Annotated in this window: 19 protein-coding genes; 5 read left to right on the top strand and 14 right to left on the bottom strand. The window is 61.4% G+C overall.

What is annotated here, in order from left to right; all coding sequences use genetic code 11:
- Nucleotides 1-216: 216 nt before the first annotated feature.
- Together J3O30_RS19070 and J3O30_RS19065 are read left to right on the top strand one after the other, a co-directional pair.
- Nucleotides 217-1,671 carry a glutamate synthase subunit beta gene (locus J3O30_RS19070; protein WP_207581764.1) on the top strand — a complete coding sequence of 485 codons (1,455 nt, stop codon included), beginning with the start codon at nucleotides 217-219 and terminating at the stop codon, nucleotides 1,669-1,671.
- Between the two features lie 422 nt (nucleotides 1,672-2,093).
- Nucleotides 2,094-2,726, top strand: coding sequence for a hypothetical protein (locus J3O30_RS19065; protein ID WP_207581763.1), 633 nt, complete (start codon nucleotides 2,094-2,096; stop codon nucleotides 2,724-2,726).
- Between the two features lie 36 nt (nucleotides 2,727-2,762).
- On the opposite strand, the gene J3O30_RS19060 is transcribed toward J3O30_RS19065, so the two are convergent.
- Both J3O30_RS19060 and J3O30_RS19055 read right to left on the bottom strand, forming a co-directional pair.
- A complete protein-coding gene (locus tag J3O30_RS19060; protein ID WP_207581762.1) occupies nucleotides 2,763-3,998 on the bottom strand; it encodes a DUF459 domain-containing protein in 1,236 nt (411 codons plus the stop codon).
- A 171-nt stretch (nucleotides 3,999-4,169) separates the two neighbouring features.
- Nucleotides 4,170-5,393 (bottom strand): lytic murein transglycosylase, encoded by a 1,224-nt coding sequence (locus J3O30_RS19055; protein WP_207581761.1) that lies wholly within the window; start codon nucleotides 5,391-5,393, stop codon nucleotides 4,170-4,172.
- A 203-nt stretch (nucleotides 5,394-5,596) separates the two neighbouring features.
- Here J3O30_RS19055 and galU point away from each other — a divergent pair, with 203 nt between their 5' ends.
- Entirely contained in the window at nucleotides 5,597-6,484 is an 888-nt protein-coding gene (galU, locus tag J3O30_RS19050) for a UTP--glucose-1-phosphate uridylyltransferase GalU (protein WP_207581760.1), read from the top strand.
- A 177-nt stretch (nucleotides 6,485-6,661) separates the two neighbouring features.
- Here the strand turns inward: galU and J3O30_RS19045 are convergent, their stop codons facing one another.
- Entirely contained in the window at nucleotides 6,662-8,200 is a 1,539-nt protein-coding gene (locus tag J3O30_RS19045) for an outer membrane beta-barrel protein (RefSeq protein WP_207581759.1), read from the bottom strand.
- A 143-nt stretch (nucleotides 8,201-8,343) separates the two neighbouring features.
- Here J3O30_RS19045 and J3O30_RS19040 point away from each other — a divergent pair, with 143 nt between their 5' ends.
- The gene (locus tag J3O30_RS19040) at nucleotides 8,344-9,339 is read left to right on the top strand and encodes a KpsF/GutQ family sugar-phosphate isomerase (RefSeq protein WP_207581758.1); all 996 of its coding nucleotides are present in this window, start codon (nucleotides 8,344-8,346) and stop codon (nucleotides 9,337-9,339) included.
- Nucleotides 9,340-9,397: 58 nt separating this feature from the next.
- Here the strand turns inward: J3O30_RS19040 and J3O30_RS19035 are convergent, their stop codons facing one another.
- The 11 genes from J3O30_RS19035 to J3O30_RS18985 all read right to left on the bottom strand — a co-directional run bounded on the left by J3O30_RS19035 (nucleotide 9,398) and on the right by J3O30_RS18985 (nucleotide 20,891).
- Nucleotides 9,398-9,853 (bottom strand): NfeD family protein, encoded by a 456-nt coding sequence (locus tag J3O30_RS19035; protein WP_207581757.1) that lies wholly within the window; start codon nucleotides 9,851-9,853, stop codon nucleotides 9,398-9,400.
- 3 nt (nucleotides 9,854-9,856) lie between these two features.
- Nucleotides 9,857-10,894, bottom strand: a complete 1,038-nt coding sequence (locus J3O30_RS19030; protein WP_207581756.1) for an SPFH domain-containing protein — start codon at nucleotides 10,892-10,894, stop codon at nucleotides 9,857-9,859.
- A gap of 192 nt (nucleotides 10,895-11,086) precedes the next feature.
- Nucleotides 11,087-12,121, bottom strand: a complete 1,035-nt coding sequence (hemH, locus tag J3O30_RS19025) for a ferrochelatase (protein ID WP_207581755.1) — start codon at nucleotides 12,119-12,121, stop codon at nucleotides 11,087-11,089.
- Nucleotides 12,122-12,248: 127 nt separating this feature from the next.
- Nucleotides 12,249-14,183: a bifunctional UDP-sugar hydrolase/5'-nucleotidase gene (locus J3O30_RS19020; RefSeq protein ID WP_207581754.1), complete on the bottom strand. Its 1,935-nt coding sequence runs from the start codon at nucleotides 14,181-14,183 to the stop codon at nucleotides 12,249-12,251.
- A 169-nt stretch (nucleotides 14,184-14,352) separates the two neighbouring features.
- A complete protein-coding gene (locus J3O30_RS19015; RefSeq protein ID WP_207581753.1) occupies nucleotides 14,353-14,673 on the bottom strand; it encodes a hypothetical protein in 321 nt (106 codons plus the stop codon).
- Between the two features lie 21 nt (nucleotides 14,674-14,694).
- Entirely contained in the window at nucleotides 14,695-15,063 is a 369-nt protein-coding gene (gene omp10 / locus J3O30_RS19010) for an outer membrane lipoprotein Omp10 (RefSeq protein WP_207581752.1), read from the bottom strand.
- A gap of 172 nt (nucleotides 15,064-15,235) precedes the next feature.
- Nucleotides 15,236-16,687 (bottom strand): homospermidine synthase, encoded by a 1,452-nt coding sequence (locus tag J3O30_RS19005; protein WP_007631624.1) that lies wholly within the window; start codon nucleotides 16,685-16,687, stop codon nucleotides 15,236-15,238.
- A gap of 183 nt (nucleotides 16,688-16,870) precedes the next feature.
- Nucleotides 16,871-17,155: a YciI family protein gene (locus J3O30_RS19000; RefSeq protein WP_207581751.1), complete on the bottom strand. Its 285-nt coding sequence runs from the start codon at nucleotides 17,153-17,155 to the stop codon at nucleotides 16,871-16,873.
- Nucleotides 17,156-17,157: 2 nt separating this feature from the next.
- The gene (locus J3O30_RS18995) at nucleotides 17,158-17,787 is read right to left on the bottom strand and encodes an aminotransferase class IV family protein (protein WP_207581750.1); all 630 of its coding nucleotides are present in this window, start codon (nucleotides 17,785-17,787) and stop codon (nucleotides 17,158-17,160) included.
- The gene (locus J3O30_RS18990) at nucleotides 17,784-18,944 is read right to left on the bottom strand and encodes an aminodeoxychorismate synthase component I (RefSeq protein WP_207584374.1); all 1,161 of its coding nucleotides are present in this window, start codon (nucleotides 18,942-18,944) and stop codon (nucleotides 17,784-17,786) included. The genes J3O30_RS18995 and J3O30_RS18990 overlap by 4 nt, the downstream gene beginning before the upstream one ends.
- A gap of 90 nt (nucleotides 18,945-19,034) precedes the next feature.
- Entirely contained in the window at nucleotides 19,035-20,891 is a 1,857-nt protein-coding gene (locus tag J3O30_RS18985) for a M3 family oligoendopeptidase (RefSeq protein ID WP_207581749.1), read from the bottom strand.
- A 207-nt stretch (nucleotides 20,892-21,098) separates the two neighbouring features.
- On the opposite strand from J3O30_RS18985, the gene J3O30_RS18980 reads away from it, so the two are divergent.
- The gene (locus J3O30_RS18980) at nucleotides 21,099-22,643 is read left to right on the top strand and encodes a sigma-54 dependent transcriptional regulator (protein ID WP_207581748.1); all 1,545 of its coding nucleotides are present in this window, start codon (nucleotides 21,099-21,101) and stop codon (nucleotides 22,641-22,643) included.
- The last annotated feature ends 109 nt before the right edge of the window (nucleotides 22,644-22,752 follow it).

Raw genomic sequence — 22,752 nt, 5'->3', positions numbered from 1 at the left:
ACTGGGGCATCCGTCACCTGCTGACTGAGGTGACGGATGACGAAATATCTCGACGACCCGTGTGGAGCCGACGGCGAAGGCTGTCTTGATCGCACGGATGTCTTGCAAGGGATATGATCCAATGACGGTCAAGACAAGCAACTCGCTCGGGCTACCGGGACTGACGATAGACAGATTGGCTGCGGTGAGGCGGTCATGAGGGTAAGGGACGAAAATATGGGTAAGGTAACAGGGTTTCTGGAAATCGACCGGCAAGTGGCGAAGTACCAGCCGGCGTCGGATCGTATCCGTCATTTCCGTGAGTTCACGATCCCGATGTCGGACCTGGAAGTGCAGAAACAGGCTGCGCGCTGCATGGACTGTGGCATCCCCTATTGCCACGGCCCCACCGGTTGCCCGGTTCATAACCAGATCCCCGACTGGAACGACCTCGTGTACAACAACAATTGGGAAGCGGCGATCCAGAACCTGCATTCGACCAACAACTTCCCTGAATTCACCGGGCGCGTCTGCCCGGCGCCTTGCGAGGAAGCCTGTACGTTGAATCTCGAGGATGCGCCGGTTGCCATCAAGACGGTCGAGCAGGCAATCGCCGACAAGGCCTACGAGCTCGGCTTCATCCGGCCGCAGCCGGCCACGGTGCATACGGGCAAGAAGGTCGCCGTGATCGGCTCCGGTCCTGCCGGCATGGCGGCCGCCCAGCAGCTCGGCCGCGCCGGCCACGAGGTGCACGTCTATGAGCGCGAGACCAAGCCGGGCGGCCTGCTGCGTTATGGCATCCCCGATTTCAAGATGGAGAAGAACTTCATCGATCGCCGTGTCGAGCAGATGAAGGGCGAGGGCGTCACCTTCCATTGCGGCGCCAATGTCGGCGTCGACGTCAAGGTCGAGCAGCTGTTGGCCGATCACGACGCCGTTCTCTACTGCGGCGGCTCCGAAACCCCGCGTGAGGCTGGCATTCCGGGCGCCGACCTTGCCGGCGTGCATGATGCGATGCCCTATCTCGTGCAGCAGAACCGCCGCGTCGGGCGCGAGAACATCGACAGCGTCGGCTGGCCGTCAGACCCGATCCTTGCCGGCGCCAAACACATCGTCGTCGTTGGTGGCGGCGATACGGCTTCGGACTGCGTCGGCACGGCGTTTCGCCAGGGAGCCGTCAAGGTCACCCAGCTCGACATTCGGCCGCAGCCGCCGGAGAAGGAAGACAAGCTTGCCGTCTGGCCCTTCTGGGCGACGAAAATGCGCACCTCCTCCTCGCAGGCCGAGGGCGCGGTGCGTGAATTCCAGGTGGCCACACTTGAATTCGTCGGCGAAGACGGCGTGCTGATCGGTGTCAAGTGCTGTGAGGTCGATGAACGCCGGCGGCCCGTTCCGGGCACCGAATTCGTCATCCGGGCCGATCTCGCCTTCATCGCCATCGGTTTCCGTGGCCCGTTCACCGGCAGCGTGCTGAAGGAGCTCGAGGGCAAGCTGACGCTCAACACCGACAAGCGCGGCTCGACCAACGTCGTCGCCAACGACCGCAACTACAAGACTTCGGTCGACAAGTTCTGGACGGCGGGCGACGTACGCCGCGGCCAATCGCTGGTGGTCTGGGCGATCCGCGAAGGCCGCCAGGCGGCGCGCGCTATCGACGAGGAATTGATGGGCTCGACCGTCCTGCCGAACTGACCGTCGGCGGCACAGACGCTCACAACACAAGAGCTCCGCCCTACGGCGGAGTTTTATCGTAAAGCGCTGCGTGTCCTGTCGACGCGCAAGGACGCTTTAAAGCGCGTCGGATCAAATTTGATTCATGCGACGCGCTTTAGCTCTTTGTTTTGATGCATGTCGTTATCCCGGAACCGCTGCACACTTCCGGGCGACATGCATTATCGCTTTGGACTATACCCGGGTGCGACCGCTTGACGCGCCGGCATTCGGCGCAAGCCTCAGGCAATACCGGGAAGCGAGATTTTCGCAGGACGCGGGCTCGGGAAGAGTCGGCGGCGACCGGAGCGGAGGTGCCATGCCGTTTCGGTGAAGGCATTTCACCATCGGCCGCGGGCGTTAGGGACATCGACCGCCGCGAATGTTCGACAAGGATTTTTCAAATGGTTTCTGCACTTGACAGCACGCGGCTGGTTTCTGCCCGATATGCGCTGAAAAACCTTCGCAGCTCCGATGACAGTTCGCAGGATACGCAGAGTTCGTCGGCTGCCGGTATCTTGAGCAGCTATGGGCTCGATCCGAGCTCCGCCTCGCTGCTTTCCAACCAGGCCCTGTCAGGGCTGCTCGACACGCTTTCATCCCAGAACGACACGTCCGATGCGACCGACACGACGGGCGGAAGCGCCGACGTGACCAGCGCCTCCTTCATGTCGATGCTGAAGAAGCAGCTGCAGGATGCGGCTGCGGCCGAAGGCGAGAGCGGCAAGGCCCACGACATGCTAGCCGCCCTCGAAGCGGGCACGCTGACCATCTCCGACCCGACGCAGGGCGTATCGATTGCTGCCTGGGACGTGGACGATGCCGATGAGGCGGAAACTCAGAGCAAGGACGGCAAGGAGATCGATGTCAGCGGCTGGAGCGACTTCCTCGATGCGCATCTGGAGCGCGGCGCCGACGGCGCTTTCGTCAAGGAAAACGGCAGCTATGTCGACCAGACGAACGACAGCAACGCCTTCTTCGGCCTGATCGGCTCGAACTACTATTATCTGAGCTGGCCGCAGGCGACGGCGACATAAACGGAACGACGAGCAAGGCTGGCGCACGCGGCCTTTTCATTTGACCGAGACTTCGGCCGCCGTCTTTGCCACCGGCAGGCGGTAATCATCGATGCGCCCAGGAGGCGCGGGCGTCATTTCGCCCTGCTCGACCAGCAGGTCGCGGGGCGACCGCGTCAAAGCCACAGGCGGCGGCCTTGCGCCGAGAAGCTCGGCGCCGCCGTCGAGATTGGGATCGGAGAGGCTGATCGGCACGGTGTGTTCGGCCGGATTGGCGGGAAGGCCGAGACCGGGCAGATTGCTGGAGTCGAGGCGAACCAGATCGGGGCTTGCCTGCGTGCCGAGAAGACGCCGTGCCGGTTTTTCCACATAGAAGGCGAGCTTGCGCCGACCGGCCTGGGTAAGGTTGATGCCATCGGATGTGCGCAGTCTGACCTGCTGGCCGTTCACATCCGAACCGGTGACGATGAAGTTGCTGTTTTCATCGACGAAACCATCCCAGATATCGACGAATTCACCACCGATGCTTTCGACCTGATTACGGTAGAGCTGGTTCATCTGGACGGCATCGGCCGTCATCTGATCGGATTCGAAGGCGGGAAGGCCGACCCAGAGCAGCGGGATCTTGCGGTCGGTAACTTGCCTGCCGAAGGAGAGAACACGGCGGCGGTATTCGGTAAACCAGCTATCGGTGCGGAATTTTTCCTTGGCCGTATCGGTCATCATCTGCTGGCGATCGTTGGCGCCGATCATCACGACGACCATTGCCGGCTTCAGCTCGTCGATCATCTTCGGCAGTTGTTCCGGCCAGTCGTAATAATCGTCGCGGACGAGACCCGATGAGACATTGCCGCGGGCTTCAACGACAACCCCCGGCGAGGTCTCGAAGGCGGCAGTGAGGCCGTCGCCAAGGCCGCTGGCCAGGAAATCGCCGACGATCAGGATCTTCTTGGCGTCGCCGAGCTTCTGCACCACCGGCTCCTCCTGCACGGGCGCGCGGAGCGGCGGCGCGGTGCGGGTGTTGACGACGGCTTTCTGCGACGGCGGTCGCTTGTGCTGCTGGCGCCTCGGCTGCGGGACGTCGGGGGCTTGCGGGCCGTCGTCGAGATAGCGCCGGCCGAGGAAGAAATCGAGGATCGAACGCCGCTGGTAGCGCTGCTCCTGCGCTTCCGCAATATGCACCGGCGCAAGGGCGCCGAGGCATAGCGAAGCGGCCGCCACGGCGAGCATGAGCCAACGGATTGGGGTTCGATCAGTTTTATTCGTCATGGGCAGTTCCGCATCTGCCGGCATCTTGCACGCAGGGTAGGCCAGCGTCCACTCCCGCTGCTATGTAGGTCACGGTTCTGCCAGTTGTAGGGCATATGCCGAAAAGTATGTGTGGTCTTCGGGCGGCATCATACCCTATTTCCTTGATTCAAAGGCGGATTCAGGTTCCGTTCGATCCGGTCGGGATCATCAGGTCTAGCGGCGTAGTGCGTTCAGAAGCGGCAGCGAGGGCTCGCCATCCGGCTGCATTCCGATGCGCGACTGCGCGGCTGAGATCGCCGCCTTCGAACCCGAGCCGAAATTGCCGTCGACCTCGCCATTGTAATAGCCGAGCGTCTTCAGGCGGGTCTGCAGCTCGAATTTCTCGGTGACGTCAAGGGCGCCGTCCGGGCGCGGCCAGCGCTGCTGCAGGCCGCCGTAGCCGGCGATCTGGTCGGCGAGCAGGCCGACGGCAAGCGCATAGCTGTCCGACGCATTGTAGTTCTTGATGGTGAAGAAGTTGGCGGTCATCAGGAAGCCTGGGCCGCCGGCGCCAGCCGGCATCTTCAGCATGGCCTTGGTGGTGCTCTCTCGGAAAGCCTTGCCGTTCGGGCGTGCCAGGCCGAGTGCCGCCCATTGGGCCAGTGTGTGGGTTTTGCCGGCCTGATTGGCGGCTGCGGCGGGAACGACAACCTCGTAGCCCCAGGTCTTGCCGGTGTCCCAGCCGTTCTTCATCAGAAGATTGGCCGAGGTCGCCAGTGCATCGGGCACCGAGTTCCAGATGTCGCGATGGCCGTTGCCATCGGCATCGACAGCATAAAGCAGGTAGCTTGTCGGAATGAACTGGGTGTGGCCCATGGCGCCGGCCCAGGAGCCGGTCATCTCGCGTGCCGGCACATCGCCGTTCTGCAGGATCTTCAGCGCGGCGACCAGCTGCTTCTTGGCGAATTTGGCGCGGCTCGGATCGGCATAGCCAAGCGTTGCGAGCGCCCGCGGCACGTAGTGCAGCCGGTCGTCCTTGTCGAGGATTGCGCCGTAATTCGATTCCATCGACCAGATGGCCAAGAGAATGGTCTTGTCGACGCCGAATCGCCGCTCGATCGCATCGAGCGTTCTTGCGTGCTTAACGGCCATCTCGCGGCCGATCTTGATCGTATAGGGATTGACACGGGAATCGACGTAGTCCCAGATTTTCGAAGTGAATTCCGGCTGGTAGGCCGCCTTTTCGAGCACGGTCGGATCGGGCTCGGTCACTCCGGAAAAGGCCTTTTGATAAGTTGCCTTACTGATGCCACTCTGAGCGGCAGTTTGGTAAAAATCCGCGATCCATTTCTGGAACCGGGAATCGGCTTTCGCGTTGTCAGGAACCAGCCCGACCTGGGCGGCGACAACGAGGGCGAGAGCAAGACCACGAAGGGAGTATTTGTGATTCTGGGCCATCGACAATCGTATCCGTCATCTTCAGTTTCCGGTGCAGCGGGGCATCATGTCCGCCCAAACCCGAGACTACAGGAACGGAGTCAACAAATTCTTTACCATGGCGATCCGCTGCGGTCACCATTTGCAAAACCGTAGCAATTCTATACTAGTTAAAGCTAAAAAGCTCCATTTCCAAGCGATATGATCGAACCAGGAGGCCGCGTGTGGCTCAACACAATAAAGTTCGTAAAGCAGTATTTCCGGTTGCGGGGTTAGGAACGCGATTCCTACCGGCAACCAAGGCTGTTCCGAAGGAAATGTTGACCGTCGTCGACAAGCCAATCATTCAATATGTCGTCGATGAGGCGATCGAGGCCGGGATCGAACATCTGGTTTTCGTCACCGGACGCAACAAGCACGTCATCGAAGATTATTTCGACATCCATTTCGAGTTGGAGCAGACGCTGCGCGAGCGCGCCAAGAAGGCCGAGATAACCCTTCTCGCCCAGCAATTGCCGAAGGCCGGCACGGTGAGCTTTACCCGCCAGCAGGAGCCGCTCGGCCTCGGCCACGCGGTTTGGTGCGCCCGCGAAATCGTCGGTGACGAGCCCTTCGCACTGTTGCTGCCCGATATGATCATGAAGGGCGACAAGGGCTGCATGAAGGGCATGATCGACCTCTACGGCCAGAGCGGCGGCAATATCATCGCCGTTGAGGAATGCGCGCCCGACCAGGCCCATAAATACGGCATCGTCGGCGTCGGCGAGGCGATCGGCGATGGCTTCCGAATCACCGGCATGGTGGAAAAGCCTGCCAAGGGGACAGCGCCTTCCAACTTCTTCATCAACGGTCGCTACATCCTGCAGCCGGAGATCTTCAAGATCCTCGAAACCCAGGAGCGTGGCGCCGGCAATGAGATCCAGCTTACCGACGGCATGCTGAAGCTGCTGAAGGAGCAGGATTTCGCCGGTTACCACTTCCGCGGCGCGACCTACGACTGCGGCGCCAAGGATGGCTTCATCCTGGCAAACGTCGCCTTCGCTCTCGAACGCGACGATATCCGCCCGACCGTCGAAGGCGGCTTCAAGGAATTGCTCGCCGGTCTGAAGTAACCTTCCCGCACAGCATATAAATGATAGAGCGCCGCGTATCCTCCCAGATGCGTGGCGTTTTTGCATCCCTAAATTAAAGCGCGTCGCACTTAGCTTGATTCATGCGACGCGCTTTAGCTCTTTGTTTTTGTGTATGTCGTTATCCGGGAACCGCCGCACACTTCCCGGCGACATGCATTAGCGCTTCAACTTGAGACCAACGCCGGCTCGCAATTGCTGCGAATCGGTGCCTTCCTTGCGCGTTGTCAGCTCGTAACCGAGCGTGCTGGTCAAATCGAGATAGCGGTTGATGTTCCAGGTCAGACCGGTCGCGGCGGTATAGACGAGTTCGTCATTGATGGTGCTATCTGTGGGATAATCGCGCCACGTTACCCCGCCGATCATCGTCCCGACCAGATTGTCGCGCAGCTGGTGGGTGACCGTCGTCGTCAGCGCGTGCGAGACGTAGCCGCTTTCGCCCGCCGTGGTCGAGGGCTGGATGCTCGTCTGCAGGTCGAGATTGACGTCGGTGCCGCGGATCGGCGACCAGAGCAGGCTCGCATCGAGCGTGGCGGTATCGATCGAGGACAGGCGGCTGTCTTCGAAATTCGCCATCTCGTAGCCGACACCGACTTCACCCTTCAGCTTTTCGCCGAGGTCGACCTCGACGCCTGCCTTGGCGCCATAGGCGTGGCCAGAACGCTCATAGCCGGCGGAATCGCGCGTCTCGTCATAGACACTCCGGCCGATCGTCGCCTCGATGAAGGGGATGAGCGCGGGGGACAGCTCGTAACCGACGCGGCCGCGCAGCGTGCCAGCCGTCTGGTTGCGGTCGCTCAGCTCAACGGTCGTGCCGTTCGCAAGCGTGGCATCCGAATAGATCGAGCGGGTCAGTGCCAGTGCCGTCGTGCCGCGCAGGATGCCGAAATCGCGTTGGACTGAGGCGCCCGCGCTAAACTCCTGCACATCAGACTGCTGTGCTGCGTTGGCGATGGCCTCGGGATCGTCCGTATCCTCGCGGTAGAAATTGTACCCGGCGGTGAGATGCGCGACCGTATCGTCGGAAAGATCCAGCCGGAGGTCGCCGTTGACTTTGAAGGACGGCTGCTCCTCGCCCTCGCCGCTGATATTCCTCTGCCAGGCGCCTTCCGAAGTTACGGTCAGCTGATGCCGGCCCCAGTCCGAGGTCAGGGTCGCGGCTGCGTCCGTTTCGAGGAAGGCGCGCCGTTGCCTGGTGTTGCCGTCCTTGGTGGTCTCGGTGTTGATGCTCTGGGTGACGCTCGGGCGGAGCACGAACGTGCCGATCGGAATGCCCGGCGTTTCGGCCGCCGAGGCACTTTCGGCAGTCCTACGGCGCGGCAGCGTCTCGTCGATCGGCGTTTCGCGTGTGTTCAGCCGGCGGATGTCGTCGTCGAGGATGGAGCCGGTAATGTCGTCGCTGGCTTGCGCATCCGGTATCGCCGGCCTCTGCTGGGCATCGTCCGCGTTCGCGGATGTGCCGTTTGTCGCGGGCGTGGCGGTATCGTCGGTCTCGTCATCAAAACCGGCAGCATTGTTCGTGGTGCGATAGTCCTGAGAGGCCGTGGAGCGCCTGTTTGCCGTGCCTGCCGGCTGCGGCGAGGCGGACTGTGCAAAGGCTGTCTGACCGAGCAGCAGACTGCAGAACGCGACAAACGAGACGGCACGGCTCATGGCGCGGAGCGGCGTCACACTGCTCGTCTGTTTTGGCTGGCCCATGCAATTCGCGCCTGACATGCTTTCGGTTCTTACCCAAAGGTAAAGCCTCGTGGTTAATCATTCGTTGCCGGCGGCGGGCGCTGTTCACATTTCGGAAAGAGTGCGGGGTGGACTTGGAAAGTGAAAAGGTCTAACGCAATTTCATGAACAGAAGAGCGATAAACCTCGTTGAAAACAGCGTGCTCGAATCGGCAAAACGCACGATAGAGACCGAAAGACGCGGTCTTGAAGCGCTTGAACAGGCCTTTGACAATGGATTGGCCGGTCCTTTCACGCGCGCCATTGAAGTGATCGGCGACATCTCGGGGCGGGTCATCGTCACCGGCGTCGGCAAAAGCGGACATATCGGCGCCAAGCTCGCGGCGACGTTCGCTTCAACGGGGACACCTGCCTTTTTCGTGCATGCGGCGGAGGCCAATCACGGCGACCTCGGCATGATCGCGCGCGACGACGTCGTGTTGGCGATTTCCAAAGGCGGCGAGAGTGCTGAGCTCAAGAGCATCATTTCCTTCACGCGGCGCTTCTCCATTCCGCTGATCGCGATCACTTGCAGCGACCGTTCCTCGCTTGCGACCGCCGCCGATATCGTCCTTCTCGTGCCGAATGAGCAGGAGGCCTGCCCGAATGGGCTGGCGCCGACGACCTCGACGCTGATGCAGCTTGCGATCGGTGATGCGCTGGCGGTGGCGCTGTTGGAGGCGCGCGGTTTTACCGCGACGGACTTCCACGTGTTCCATCCCGGCGGCAAGCTGGGGGCGAGCCTGATGCACGTCGCCGATATCATGCATACCGGCGAGCGGCTGCCGCTCGTTGCCAAGGGCACACCGATGCCGGAGGCGATCACGGTGCTGTCGCGCAAGCATTTCGGTTGCGTCGGCGTGCTTGACGAGGATGGGCGGCTCTGCGGGATCGTCACCGAAGGCGACATGGCGCGCAACCTGACCCGCAATCTCTCCGAACTTGCCGTCGACGACATCATGACGCGGACGCCGAAAACCGTGAAGTCGACGGTGCTGGCGACCGCCGCCCTGGCGTTGCTCAACCAGCATCACATCGGCGCGCTGATCGTCACCGACGACGACCGCAGGCCGGTCGGACTGGTGCATTTCCATGACCTACTGCGGATTGGCGTCGCCTGAGGCGCGCCGCGATCCAACGGGTTCACTTCCTGCGCTTTAGGTCTTTGTTTTTGCTCGATCAGACAGGTTCGACTGTGAGGTCGCGGCCGTTGCTCGAAACCACCTTCACCTGCGTTCCGACGGGCAGGTCCGGTCCCATCACCTGCCATAGCGTATCGTCGAGGCGGATGCGGCCGCGGCCCTCGCTGATCGGTTCGTGCAGCGTCGCGGTGCGGCCGACGAGGCTCGCGCCGCGCTGATTGAGGAAGGGCTCGTCGGTCGTGGAATTGCGCAGCGTCAGCCGACGGCCGGCGAACGTCGTGGCTACCGCGAGCAGCGCAAAAAGGATCGCCTGCAGCTCCCAGACCCAGAAGGCGCTGTCCCAGAAGAGCAGCGACAGCGCGCCGACGATCAAGGCGGCCAGGCCGATCCAGACCAGGAAGAAGCCGGGTACGATCATTTCCGCGGCGAGCAGCACGAGGCCTGCGACCCACCAACTCCACGGACCAAGTTCGGCGACGATCTTCGCCAGCATGGCTTATCGCTCCGGATCGGGATTGAAAGGATTGGGGGTCGACGGATTGATCGGCGGCGTCGAGCGCGCCGGCGCGGGGCGCGGACGCGACAAGGGTGGCAGCGTTGCCGGGTTGTTGCCGGCATCGCCGAAGACTTCGCGGGCAATGGCGCCGATGCCGCCGAGCGAGCTGAGGATGGACGAGGCTTCCATCGGCATCATCACGATCTTGGAATTGGATGCGGAGCCGATCGAGGTGAGCGCCTCGGTGTATTTCTGCGCAACGAAATAATTGATCGCCTGAATGTCGCCGGCGGCGATCGCTTCGGAGACCATCTTGGTCGCTTTGGCTTCAGCCTCGGCCAGGCGTTCGCGAGCTTCAGCATTGCGGAAGGCGGCCTCGCGCTGGCCTTCGGCCTGGAGAATGGCCGATTGCTTGGCGCCTTCGGCCCTGAGGATCTGCGCGTTGCGCGAGCCCTCGGCTTCCAGCACCTGGGCGCGCTTCTCGCGCTCGGCCTTCATCTGGCGAGCCATGGCATCGACGAGGTCGCGCGGCGGCTGGATGTCCTTGATCTCGACACGAGTGACCTTGATGCCCCAGGGATGCACGGCCTCGTCGACGACGCGCAGCAGCCGGTCGTTGATTGCATCGCGGTTGGAAAGCAGCTCGTCGAGATCCATCGAGCCCATGACCGAGCGGATGTTGGTCATGGTCAGATTGAGGATGGCATTTTCGAGATTGGCGACCTGATAGGCGGCCTGGGCGGCGTTCAGCACCTGATAGAAGGAGACGGCATCGGCCGAGACCGAGGCATTGTCCTTGGTAATCACCTCCTGGGTCGGCACGCTCAGCACCTGCTCCATCACGTTCAACCGGGCGCCGACACGCTCGATGAAGGGAGTGATCAGGTTAAGTCCGGGCTCCAGCGTGCGGGTATAACGCCCGAAGCGCTCGATCGTATAGCGGTAGCCCTGCGGCACGGTTTTGATCCCGGCAAAGAGCACCAGAATGACGAAAATGACCAGCACGATCACGACGATATCGAAGCCGCCGAACAGCATGAAAAATTCCTCTCATCCGCGCATGCGCGCGCGTGCACACCATAGATGTGGTGAGTTAGCATGTTCTTTGCGAGGAGGAAACGACACACGCATGCCCACCTCCCATCCAAGTGGAAAGAAGGTTTGGTCTTGCAATGCCCATTCGGGCTGTCGCCGGCTAACCGTGCAGTGCTGCCTTCTGAAAACGGTTTCTCAGACCCAGCCCTGCAATTCGCGGCGGACGACCTTTTCCAGCACCGTCATGCCGTCCTCTCCGTCGTTGAGGCAGGGGATATGCGCGAACGTCTCGCCGCCGTTCTCATCGAAGGAATGAGCAGCCTGTTCGGCGATCTCCTCCAGCGTCTCCAGACAGTCGGAGACGAAGCCGGGATTGATGACAGCGATGCGCTTGACGCCGTCCTTGGCAAGCTTCTCCACTGTCTTGTCTGTATAGGGCTGCAGCCATTCCTCCGGCCCGAATCGGGACTGGAAGGTGACCATGAAGTTTTCCTTGGTGAGCCCGAGCCGCTCGCGCAGCAGCCGGCCGGTCTTCTGGCATTGGCAGTAATAGGGATCGCCCTGCTTGAAATAGGATATCGGAATGCCGTGGAAGGAGGCGAGCAGCATTTCGGGCTTCCAGTCGAGCGTCGAAAGATGCCGTTCGACAGACTTCGCGAGCGCCTCGATATAGGTCTCGTCGTCGTGATAGGCGGGCACGGTGCGCAGCGCCGGCTGCCAACGCATCGAGAGCAGCTTCTGGAAGGCCTTGTCGTTGACCGTGGCGGTCGTTGCCGCCGCATATTGCGGATAGAGCGGGAAGAGCACGATGCGGTCGCAACCCTCTTGCTTCAGCGCCTCGATGCGCGAAGCGATCGACGGGGTGCCGTAGCGCATCGCCCAGTCGACCTTGACGTTATCAAGATCCCTCAGGCGCCCGGTCATCAACTCCGACTGGTTGCGCGTGTAGGTGCGGAGATAGCTTTCGTTCTTCTCCTTGTTCCAGATCAGCTCATAGGCCTTGCCGACTTTCTGCGGGCGGGTGTTGAGCACGATGCCGAACAGGATCGGATACCACTTCCAGGGCGACCATTCGATGACGCGGCGATCGGTCAGGAATTCCCTGAGATAGCTGCGCATCGAGGTATAATCGGTGCCGTCGGGCGTGCCGAGATTGACCAGAAGGACACCCACCTTGCCTGACTTGACGGCCGGATGGTCCGCCGGGCGGTGTGAAAGATCTGCTGTCATTTGGCCCCAACGCTCTCTTTTCTGTCTCGTCGGCTCATACGCAGCCTGGAGATCTTGGTTCACCCTATAGAAAGAAAAACCGGCCCGGGAAACCCCGGACCGGTCATGGCAATCGGGACAAATTGTCTTATTTTGCCGGAACTTCGATCTCTTTGCCGACCGTCAGGTGGCGTGGGTTCGGACTGCCGTTGGCCTCCGAAAGCTTCCGCCATAGCGTGCCGTCGCCATAGAAGGTCACGGCGAGATCCCAGAAGGTGTCGCCCGCGGCGATCACGTAGGTGGACGGCGCCGTTGCGGCGGGTGCCGACGCCGGTACCGGTTCCGCAGTAGGCGCGGGTGCGGCCGGCGTGGCCGGAGCTGGCGCTGCCGCAGGGGCGGGGGCAGGTTCGGTGGTTGGTGCAGGTGCTGCCGGCGTCGCCGGAGCAGCGGGTTCGGCGGCGGGGGCCTGCGCCACAACCGCGGCGATTTCGGTGACGCGGCCGTCGGTATAGGGTTTATACGGTGAGTGGGCTGCCAGATATTCGGCGGTCACGTCGGCGAGATCCGGGCCAAAATCATAGGCGTTCTTGCCGTCCTTAAAGATCGAATAGCCATCGCCGCCGGCCCGCATAAAATTGTTGGTGGCGACCTTGTAGGTCTTACCAGGGTCGATCGGGGCGGAGTTGTCGCCCTCCTTCACCTGGACATCGCTGACGCGGCTGCCGACAGGTTTGGACTGGTCGAAGGAGAATTTCAGGCCGGCGACCTGCGGGAAGCGGCCGGCGCCCTGATCGATCTGGCTGACGCCGTTTTCAAGCGCCTTGACGACATCTGCGCCGGTTGCCTCGAACGTGGCAAGCGTGTTCTGGAAAGGCAGGACGGTGATGACTTCGCCCTGGGTGACCTCGCCGCCGTCGATCGAAGCACGCAGACCGCCGCCATTCTGGACGGCGATGGTAACGCCTTGGTTTTTGGTGCGGTCGAGCATGGCGTCGGCCACCAGATTGCCCATCGAGCATTCCTTGACGCGACAGACCTTGCGGTCGCCCTCGATCGGGGCCTCGGAGGAACCGATGACCTTCTTGCGCAATTCTTCGATCGGTTTGGCCAGTTCGGTGATGCGGGCAACGACGGCCGGATCGGGCGTAAAGGTTGAATCGATCAGGATCGGATCGCCCTTGGCATCCTTGACGACGCCGCTATCGTCGAAATTGACGACGAGATCGCCGAGATATTTGCTGTAAGAGGCAGCCTGAACGACCGGCACCTTGTAGCCACCGGGATTGTCGACCATCGTCGGGTAGGGGCCTTCAGCCTTTGGATCGGTATTGGAGAGCAGGCTATGGGAGTGGCCGCCGACAACGACATCGACGTCTGGGATCTTGGCGATCAAAGCGAGATCGCGGGGGTAACCAACATGGGTCAACGCGATGATCTTGTTGACACCCTGGCCCTTCAGATCCTGAACGGCGGAGGTTATCGCCTGGACGTCATCGGCGATCGTGACATTCGGGCCGGGGGAGGAAAGTTCGGCCGTATCATTGGTGACGGCGCCGACAATACCGATCTTCTGGCCGCCGACATCGAGCACCAGCGACGGCTTGATGCGGTCGCCGAGCTTGGAGGCGGCTGTCGCCTTAACGTTCGCCGTCACGACAGGGAACTGCACCTTGTCGAGGAAGGTCGCAAGCCCGTCCTCGCTGTCGTCGAATTCATGGTTGCCGACGGTCATGGCGTCGAACTTCATCAGGTTCAGGAATTCGGCTTCGGCAGCGCCCTTATAGGTCGTGTAGAAGAGCGAGCCCTGGAAATTGTCCCCGGCATTCAGGAGGACGACGTTCTTGCCCGACAGCGCCTGACGCCGCTGGTCGATCGCGACCTTCAGGCGGGCAGCACCCCCGAAGCATTCGTTCTTGCCTTCTTCCTCGGCCGAGCAGGTGGAGTCGAACTTGTTGATCGATTCGATGCGCGAATGGAAATCGTTAATATGAAGAATATTGAGTTCGTAATCCGCAAAGGCAGCGCCCGCGCTCAGCGCCAGCATGGACGCGGTCAAAAGACCGAAGCTGAAAGACTTCGTCATCCCTGTTCTCCTGATTGGGCGAGAGATCCCCCTGATCCTCGCCGATCCCTTCATAGTCCGCCGGGGGCGGTCCCGGCCTGCGGATGTTCCATCAGAGGATGGGCGACCGCAAGAGAAAGCTGGGCTAGGCCTGACGCTTTCCAAGGGGGCAGGGCAAAAAAGCCGGTTGCTATCCCCGGCATTCGCCGGCGGCGGCATTTCGATAGAGTTCGTGCACGGCCTCCGCAATATTCGGAACCGTAGCGAGCGCGATGCTCAAACAGAGAAGGAAAATGAGGCGATTAAAGCGCCGGCCGGCTCGATAGGCAAAGAGTGCGCCGGCGCCGTAGATCAATATTGCCGGCACGGCCAACATCAGCACCTGGCCCGGTCTGTCGCAATCGGGAGCGGCGATGCCCTGGGCACGATAGACGTTGGCCGGAAAAACGACGGCAAGTGCTGCAAGCGGCAGCGCGAGCAGCAGGACGAGATAAACGGCGAGGGCGCGCATGGCGTGCTTAGCCTATCCCCCTTAGCCTCGGCGGGAAAGCGTGAATTGTGCGCCGGAATCGGAGGTGCAATTGAGCTGGCTCTGATTGACAAGGGCGCAATTCACCTTGGACTGGGTCTTACGCACCAGCGAGGTCATGTTGATCTCCACCAAGGTCGGCGAAGTGTTGATATAGGTGCCCGAGGCAAGAAGCTGGTTGCTGTCGGTCGTGCGGGTGGTGAAACTACCGCCCTGGAAGGTGGAAACGATGCCGTTCGGATCGCTCCAGTTGCCTTCGACGCCGGTGGCTGACGGCGTCATTGCAACTGGCAGGCGGCGCGGCTCTGATGAAACGCAGGCGGCAAGAGCAGCCGCTGCACCGACAAGAACGAGACCAGTTCTGATTTTCATAAAGCTTCTCCCGGCGAATCGGCGCGGCGGAACACCCGCCAAGTTCGGGCAAAACATGGCGCGCGCCCGCCGTGAAGGCAAGCCTTGGCGGCGCGCCGGGCGGCATTTAGACAGCCGGCGTTACAAAAATGCCCGCCTTGCGGCGGGCATCTTCAGGGTCGCGCGAGCGATCTCAGCGAACGAGAATGTTCTTGAACTGCCACGGATCCTTGGTGTCGATATCTTCCGGGAAGAGGCCTGGGCGGCCATCGAGCGGGGTCCAGTCGGTGTAGTGTCCCTCGACCGGGCCGAGATAGGGCATCTGTACTTCGAGGCAGCGCTTGTAGTCGATCTCGTCGGCCTCGACGATGCCGGCATTCGGGTTTTCCAGCGCCCAGACCATGCCGGCGAGAACAGCGGAGGTCACCTGCAGGCCAGTGGCGTTCTGATAGGGCGCGATGCGGCGCGTTTCTTCCAGCGACAGGCGCGAGCCATACCAGTAGGCGTTCTTCTCATGGCCGTAGAGCAGGACGCCGAGTTCGTCGATGCCGTCCTCCAGTTCGTCCTCGTCGAGAACGTGGTGGACCGGCTGCGCCGTACCGCCATTGCCGAACATCTCATGCAGCGAGAGCACGGCGTCGTTGGCCGGGTGGTAGGCATAGTGGCAGGTCGGGCGGAAGGTCACTTCGCCGTCCTTGTCACGGACGGTGAAATAATCGGCGATCGAGATCGACTCGTTGTGGGTGACGAGGAAGCCGTATTGCGGGCCGGGCGTCGGGCACCAGGTGCGTACGCGGGTGTTGGCGCCCGGCTGCTCCAGGTAGATCGCCGCCTTGTTGCCCTTCTTGTGCTTCTTGGCGTTCTTCGGCATCCACTCTTCATGCGTGCCCCAGCCAAGTTCGGCCGGCTGCAGGCCTTCGGAGATGAAGCCTTCGACGGACCAGGTGTTCCAGAAGACGTTGAGCGGCTTCGGATGCTTGGTGCGCTGGGTGTCGCGCTCGGCGATGTGGACGCCCTTGACGCCGAGCTTCTTCATCAACTTTGCCCAGCCTTCGCGATCGTGCTGGTCCGGTTCCTCGAATTTGAGGCCGGTGTCGTTGGCGAGATTGACAAGCGCCTGCTTGACGAACCAGGAGACCATGCCCGGATTGGCGCCGCAGGTGGAGACGGCGGTGGCGCCACCCGGGTTCTTTGCCTTTTCCTTGCGCATGGTTTCGCGCAGCGCATAGTTGGTGCGGTCGGCATTGCTCATGCCCTTGTCGAAATAGAAGCCGAGCCAGGGTTCGACGACGGTGTCGACATAGGGCACGTCATGCTTGCGGCAGAGCTTGATAATGTCGAGCGAGGAGGTGTCGACCGAGAGGTTGACGCAGAAACCCTGGCCTTCGCCTTCGGTCAGCAGCGGCTTCAGCAGTTCCTTGTAATTTTCCTTGGTGACATATTCCTTGATGTGGCGAACGCCGTGCTTCTTCAGAATCTCCATGTCGGAGGGCTCTTCGCGCGGGTCGATGACGACCATCCGGCTCTTGTCGAATTTGAAGTGGCGCTCGATCAGGGGCAGGGTGCCGCGGCCGATGGAGCCAAAGCCGATCATCACGATCGGACCGGTGATTTCGGCATATACCGGATAGTTTTGTTCCGTCATTCTTTTCTCCTATGGAAGGGGACGAAGGCGTTCAGCCCGAAGAATTCTTTTGAAATTGCCGCAGAGATGCGAAGTGACCGGCTCTAACCATAAAACGGCGTCACAATAAAGAGCGTTGAGGGGGAAAGGGCAAATATCGGGTCGGCGAGGGACGACGGGATCATCCGACCGGCCTCTCTAAAATCAGCGCTTCAGGATTTCCAGCCCTTCGGCCGTCGTCGTCACCGCAAGCTCGGTGATGTCGTATTCGGCAACACCATGGATTGTAAAGGGATCGGCGGCGACATAGGCCTCGATTGTGGCGCAGTCGCCGACTGCCAGGATCGCGCCGCCGGTGCGCGGCACCTTGCGGCCGGAGGCGAGGAACCAGCCCTTCGCATAACCCTCCTTCACCCAGGCCAAGTGCGGCTCCATATGCCGGTCGGCTTCGTCATTGGATTTGATGTAGGTGAGGGAGAGAATGAACATGGTCAGTTCCTGACGAGGTTTGCGCGGATCAGGCCGCGCAGCGAGTTGCCGATATAAAGCGCGCCGGCATCGAGATCGGCAAGCGTGAGGCGGCCGACATGCGCCTTGCGGGCGCAGATCAGCTCCGTGCGCAGCACGCCGGCGAGCAGGCCGCAGGAGATCGGCGGGGTGCGCAGCATGCCGGTTCCGTCGTCCAGGAAGATCGAGGTGATGGTGCCCTCGCAGACTTCGCCGCGTTCGTTCAAAAGAATGACTTCGTCGGCCTCGTCGAGCCTGTATTCGGCGCGTGCGCTTTCGTAGACGGCGCGGCGGGTGGTTTTGACGCGCAGCAGCCTGTCGGTGGAGTTCAGACGTGTCTCGGCAAGGCGCACGGTCCAGGTGGTGTCGGGCGCCAGCGGCACGAACGCGGCGCTTGTCACCTCGATGTGGCCTTGGGCGTCGAAAGTCAGGCGGACACGCAGCCGACCGGCAGCACCGGCAACGGCTTCGTCAAGCCTTGCCATGGCGTCGATCGGTTGCGGGAAGCCAAGGCGACGGGCGGAGCGGGAAAGCCGGGCGAGATGCAGCCGCAGGCGGATAAAACCCTCACCAGGCTGCCAGCGCAGCGTCTCGACCAGCGAAAAATCGATCATCGTGCAATCCATTGGTCGCCGACGGCGAAGCGGGCCTTGAGCAGGCATTCCTCATATTCGGCCTCGGCTGTGGAATCAAAGACGATGCCGCCGCCGACATTGAAGACGGCTCTGCCGCCGTCAAAAAGCGTGATGGTGCGGATGGCGACGGAAAAGCGCATGGCGCCGCTCGGCGAAATCATGCCGATCGCGCCGCAATAGGCGTCGCGGGGCGTGTCTTCGAGCGCATGCAGAATTTCCATCGACCGCATCTTCGGCGCGCCGGTGATCGAGCCGCAGGGAAAGAGCGCGGAGAAGACGTCGCGGATCGAAAGATCCGGACGGAGCCTTGCCTGCACATGGCTCACCATCTGGTGGACGGTCGGATAGGTCTCGATGTCGAAGAGCTTCGGGACGTCGAGCGTGCCCACCTCGGTGATGCGGGAAATATCGTTGCGTAGCAGATCGACGATCATGCGGTTTTCCGCCTGCGTCTTGATATCGCGGCGCATGGCCTCGATGATTTCGGCATCTTCGGCCGCGGTAGCGCCGCGTTTCGCAGTGCCCTTCATCGGATGGGTCTCGATCCAGCCCTCTTCATCAATGCGGAAGAACAGTTCCGGCGAGCGCGAAAGGATAACCGGACCGCCGAGATCAACCAGCGCGCCGTATTTGACCGGCTGGCGTTCGATCAGCGACCAGAAGGCAGCACGGGGATCGCCGTTCCAGCGGGCCTCGACCGGCATGGTGAGGTTCGCCTGATAGGCGTCGCCAAGCCGCAGGTGCTGGTGCAGGCGGTCGAAGCGCTCTTTATAGAGAGGGAAATCCCAGGCAGCCTTGGGGGCCGTCAGGAATTCCTCGTTTTCGAGGCGCTGTTTTGGTTGGGCAAGCGGGTGTGTGTCCGGCTGCGGGGCGTCGAAGACGCCGAAACAGAGTAGCGGCGTTTCACGGTTTTCCCCGGCGAAGGGAGCGAGTTTTTCTTCGAAGAGATATCCGGCCTCGTAGGCCATGTACCCGGCGAGCCATTTGCCCTCGGCCTTGGCCTCTTCCATTCGGGCAAGGCCGGCAAAGAATTCGCCCCGCGTCCTGGCAATAATGATCTCTGCCGGCTCGGCGAAAAGCATCACCTGTCCTGATGTGTCGTCGCGGTAGAGAATAGAGGGTTGGGTTTCGGCCATCAGCGGCGTCTTTTCTTGGAGCACGATCCCTTATCCGCCTGCCGGCGCCTCTCCCCGCCTGCGGGAAGAGGTCGGCCGTGGGGAGGCAGATCAGGCAGCTCTATCCAAAGCTTCCAATTCGTCGATCAGCCCTTCGATCATCGACAGGCCCTGGCTCCAGAACGACGGATCGGTGGCGTCGAGGCCGAAAGGCTTCAAAAGTTCCGAGTGGTGCTTGGTGCCGCCAGCCTTCAGCAGTTCGAAATACTTTTCCTGAAAGCCCTTTTCGGCTTTCTGGTAGACGGCATAGAGCGAATTCACCAGGCAATCGCCGAAGGCATAGGCATAGACATAGAAGGGCGAATGGATGAAATGAGGGATATAGGCCCAATAGGTCTCGTATCCTTCAGAAATGTTGATCGCCGGCCCGAGGCTTTCCGACTGGACGGAGAGCCAAAGTTCGCCGATGTCGTCGGCGGTAAGTTCACCTGATTTGCGGGCGGTGTGGAGCTTGCGCTCGAATTCGTAAAAGGCGATCTGGCGCACGACCGTGTTGATCATGTCCTCGACCTTCTGGGCGAGCATCGCCTTGCGCTCGCGCATGTCGCTGGTTTTTTCCAGGAGCGCGCGGAAAGTCAGCATCTCGCCGAAGACCGAGGCGGTTTCGGCAAGCGTCAGCGGCGTCTGGCACATCAGCGCCCCTTGCGCGCCGGCCAGAACCTGGTGCACGCCGTGCCCGAGTTCATGGGCAAGCGTCATCACGTCGCGCGGCTTGCCCATGTAGTTGACCAGCACATAGGGGTGGGCCGAGGGAACCGTCGGATGGGCGAAGGCGCCGGGCGCCTTGCCGGGGCGGACCGGGGCATCGATCCACTGCTCGTCGAAGAACCGCCTGGCGATCGCCTCCATCTCGGGGGCGAAATTGCCGTAGGCCGAAAGTACCGTGTCCTTCGCCTCGGGCCAGGAGATGACGGCAGTGGAGGTTTCCGGAAGCGGCGCGTTGCGGTCCCAGAAATTCATCTGCTCCATGCCGAGCCATTTCGCCTTCATCTTGTAATAGCGGTGCGAAAGGCGGGGATAGGCTTCGCGGACGGCGGCGGCCAACGCATCGACGACCTCGCGCTCGACGCGGTTTGCCAAGTGGCGGCTGTCGGCAATGTCCTCGAAGCCGCGCCAGCGGTCGGCGATCTCCTTGTCCTTGGCAAGTGTATTGGTGATCAGCGTGAAGGTGCGGATATTCGCCTTGAATGTTTCGCCGAGCGCCATGGCGGCCTTGCGGCGGGCTTCGGGGTCCTTTTCCTGCAGCCTGTTCAGCGCCACTTCGAGCGGCACTTTCTCGCCATCGATATCGTAGCGAAGTTCCGCCATGGTTTCGTCGAAGAGGCGGTTGAAGGCAGCGGCCGATGTCATCGATTTTTCGAGGAAGAGCTGTTCCAGCCTGTCGTCGAGCTGGTAGGGCTTGTCCTTCCTAAGGTCGATCAGCCAGGGGCGATAGTGTCCGGCGGCGGTATCTCTAGCCATGGAGGCGTCGATCACCGCGTCGTCGATGCGGTTCAGTTCCAGCGCGAAGAACAGGAGATGGCCGGAAAATTCGGTGATCTTGGTCTGCACGTCGCCATAGAGCTTGCCGTTTGCCGGGTTGGTGGTGTCGGAGAAATAGGTGAGGCCGGCAAAGGAGCCGAGGCGGCCGATGATGTCGTCCAGCGCCTCATACTCCTTCAGCGCCGCGCCGATGCCCTCAGTGCCGGTCTTGGTCGCCGCCGCGGCCAGTTTGCCCTTCCACTTTTCTTCAAAGGCGATCGCGGCCTTGCCGGCCTTTTCCATGTCGGCGACGAAGGCGGTCGAGGTGGCGGAGGGATAAAGATCCTGCAGCTTCCAGACCGGCAGATCGCCGAGCGCCGGATCGGTCGCCCCAGCTGGCGCTGCTGCCGAGAAAAGAAGGCTGGCGTGCGGGAGCTTGATTTTCATGGGGCAATTCCTCTCCACTTTCATAACAGGTCTGCTTGAATAAGCGCGAGAAGGCCCGGCATCAAGGGCCTTTCGGCGCAAGAAAGGCATCGGTTCGGCACGAAAATGACCCGTTCCAATCGTTAAAATGCAATTATTTCTCAAAACTGGATGTTCAAGCCTTCCTGTCAGAGTGCGCTCAATGGTTTCGCATGAAGTGAGGCGACAATGACCGGTTACAATGAGCTCAAGGGAGCAGGGCAAATCCTCGTGGTCGAGGACGACCCCGTGCAGCGCCGCCTGCTTAAGAATGCAATCGAGCGGCACGGCCATGTCGTGCACCAGGCGGAAAACGGTCGCATCGGCCTGGAAATGGTCAAACGCGACAGCGGCCTTTTCAGCGTCATCGTGCTCGATCTGATGATGCCGGAGATGACCGGCCTCGAGTTCCTCGACGCGCTTCACGAATTCGGCACGCAGATCCCGGTCATCGTTCAGACGGGGCAGGGCGGTATCGAAACGGTGGTGCAAGCGATGCGGGCCGGTGCCTTCGACTTCGTCGTCAAGCCGGTCTCGCCCGAGCGCATCGCCACCTCGATCTCGAACGCGATGAAGCTCGACCAGCGCGAGGTGAAGGCGCGGGCCGGCCGCCGGTCGCGCTCAGGCTCGGTCGGCTTCGACGACATCGTATCGGCAAGCCCGGCGATGATCCGCGTCATCGATCTCGCCCAGCGGGCGGCTCAGTCCAATATTCCCGTCGTGCTCGAAGGCGAATCCGGCGTCGGCAAGGAATTGGTGGCGCGTGCCATCCAATCCGGCGGCGACCGCTCGAACAAGCCCTTCGTCACGGTCAATTGCGGGGCGATCCCGCATAATCTCGTCGAGAGCATTCTCTTCGGCCATGAGAAGGGTGCGTTTACCGGCGCGACCGAGCGCCATATCGGCAAATTCATGGAAGCCGACGGCGGCACCATTTTCCTGGACGAGATCGGCGACCTGCCGCTCGATGTGCAGGTGAAGCTGTTGCGCGCCGTGCAGCAGGGAGAGATCGAGACCGTCGGTGCGCGCACCGCCCATAAGGTCAATGTCCGGCTGATCTCGGCGACCAACAAGGATCTGATCGAGGAGGTCAAGAACGGCCATTTCCGCGAGGATCTCTACTATCGCCTCAACGTCTTCCCGATCACCATTCCGGCGCTGCGCAAACGCAAGGAGGATATTCCGAATCTGGTGCGTGTCTTTGCCGAGCGCTTCTCCAGCGAGCAGAAAAATGGTCGCCGCATGACGGTGAACTCGGGCACGCTGGCGTTGCTGACCGCCTATGACTGGCCAGGCAATATCCGCCAGCTCGAAAACGCTATCTTCCGCGCGGTCGTTCTCGCCGAAGGGCCGGAGCTGACCGAGGGGGACTTCCCGCAGATCGCCGCCCAGCTTCCGGAATACGAAGTCGTGGATCACCTGGCGCTCGTTGCCGACAATACCGGCCTCGATCCCGACGACACCTATGGTGAGGATTTCAGGGCGTCGATCTCGGGAGCGGTGCATCACCGTCTGTCCGAAGCCTCCGAAAACGCGATCGCCAGCGTCAATCCCGCCGGCGACGTACGCAGGCTTGCCGATGTCGAGGAAGAGCTCATTCGATTCGCGCTCAAATTCTATCGCGGGCAGATGAGTCAAGTGGCGCGCAAACTTGGCATTGGCCGGTCCACACTTTATCGCAAGCTCAAGGATTACGGTATAGACCCCGACAATCCCCAGAAAGATGCGGCTTAAGCGCTTTTTGTTAAGACTAAGGCAACCACGATTTGTTACTGGTCATAAACCACTTGTTAGTGGCTCGTTCACTATGTAAAGAAAAGGTTGATCATGTGTGGCATTTTTG

The sequence above is a fragment of the Rhizobium sp. NZLR1 genome (assembly GCF_017357385.1).
In the GTDB taxonomy this organism is placed as follows: Bacteria; Pseudomonadota; Alphaproteobacteria; order Rhizobiales; family Rhizobiaceae; genus Rhizobium.
This window is presented reverse-complemented; position numbering and strand designations above follow the sequence as displayed.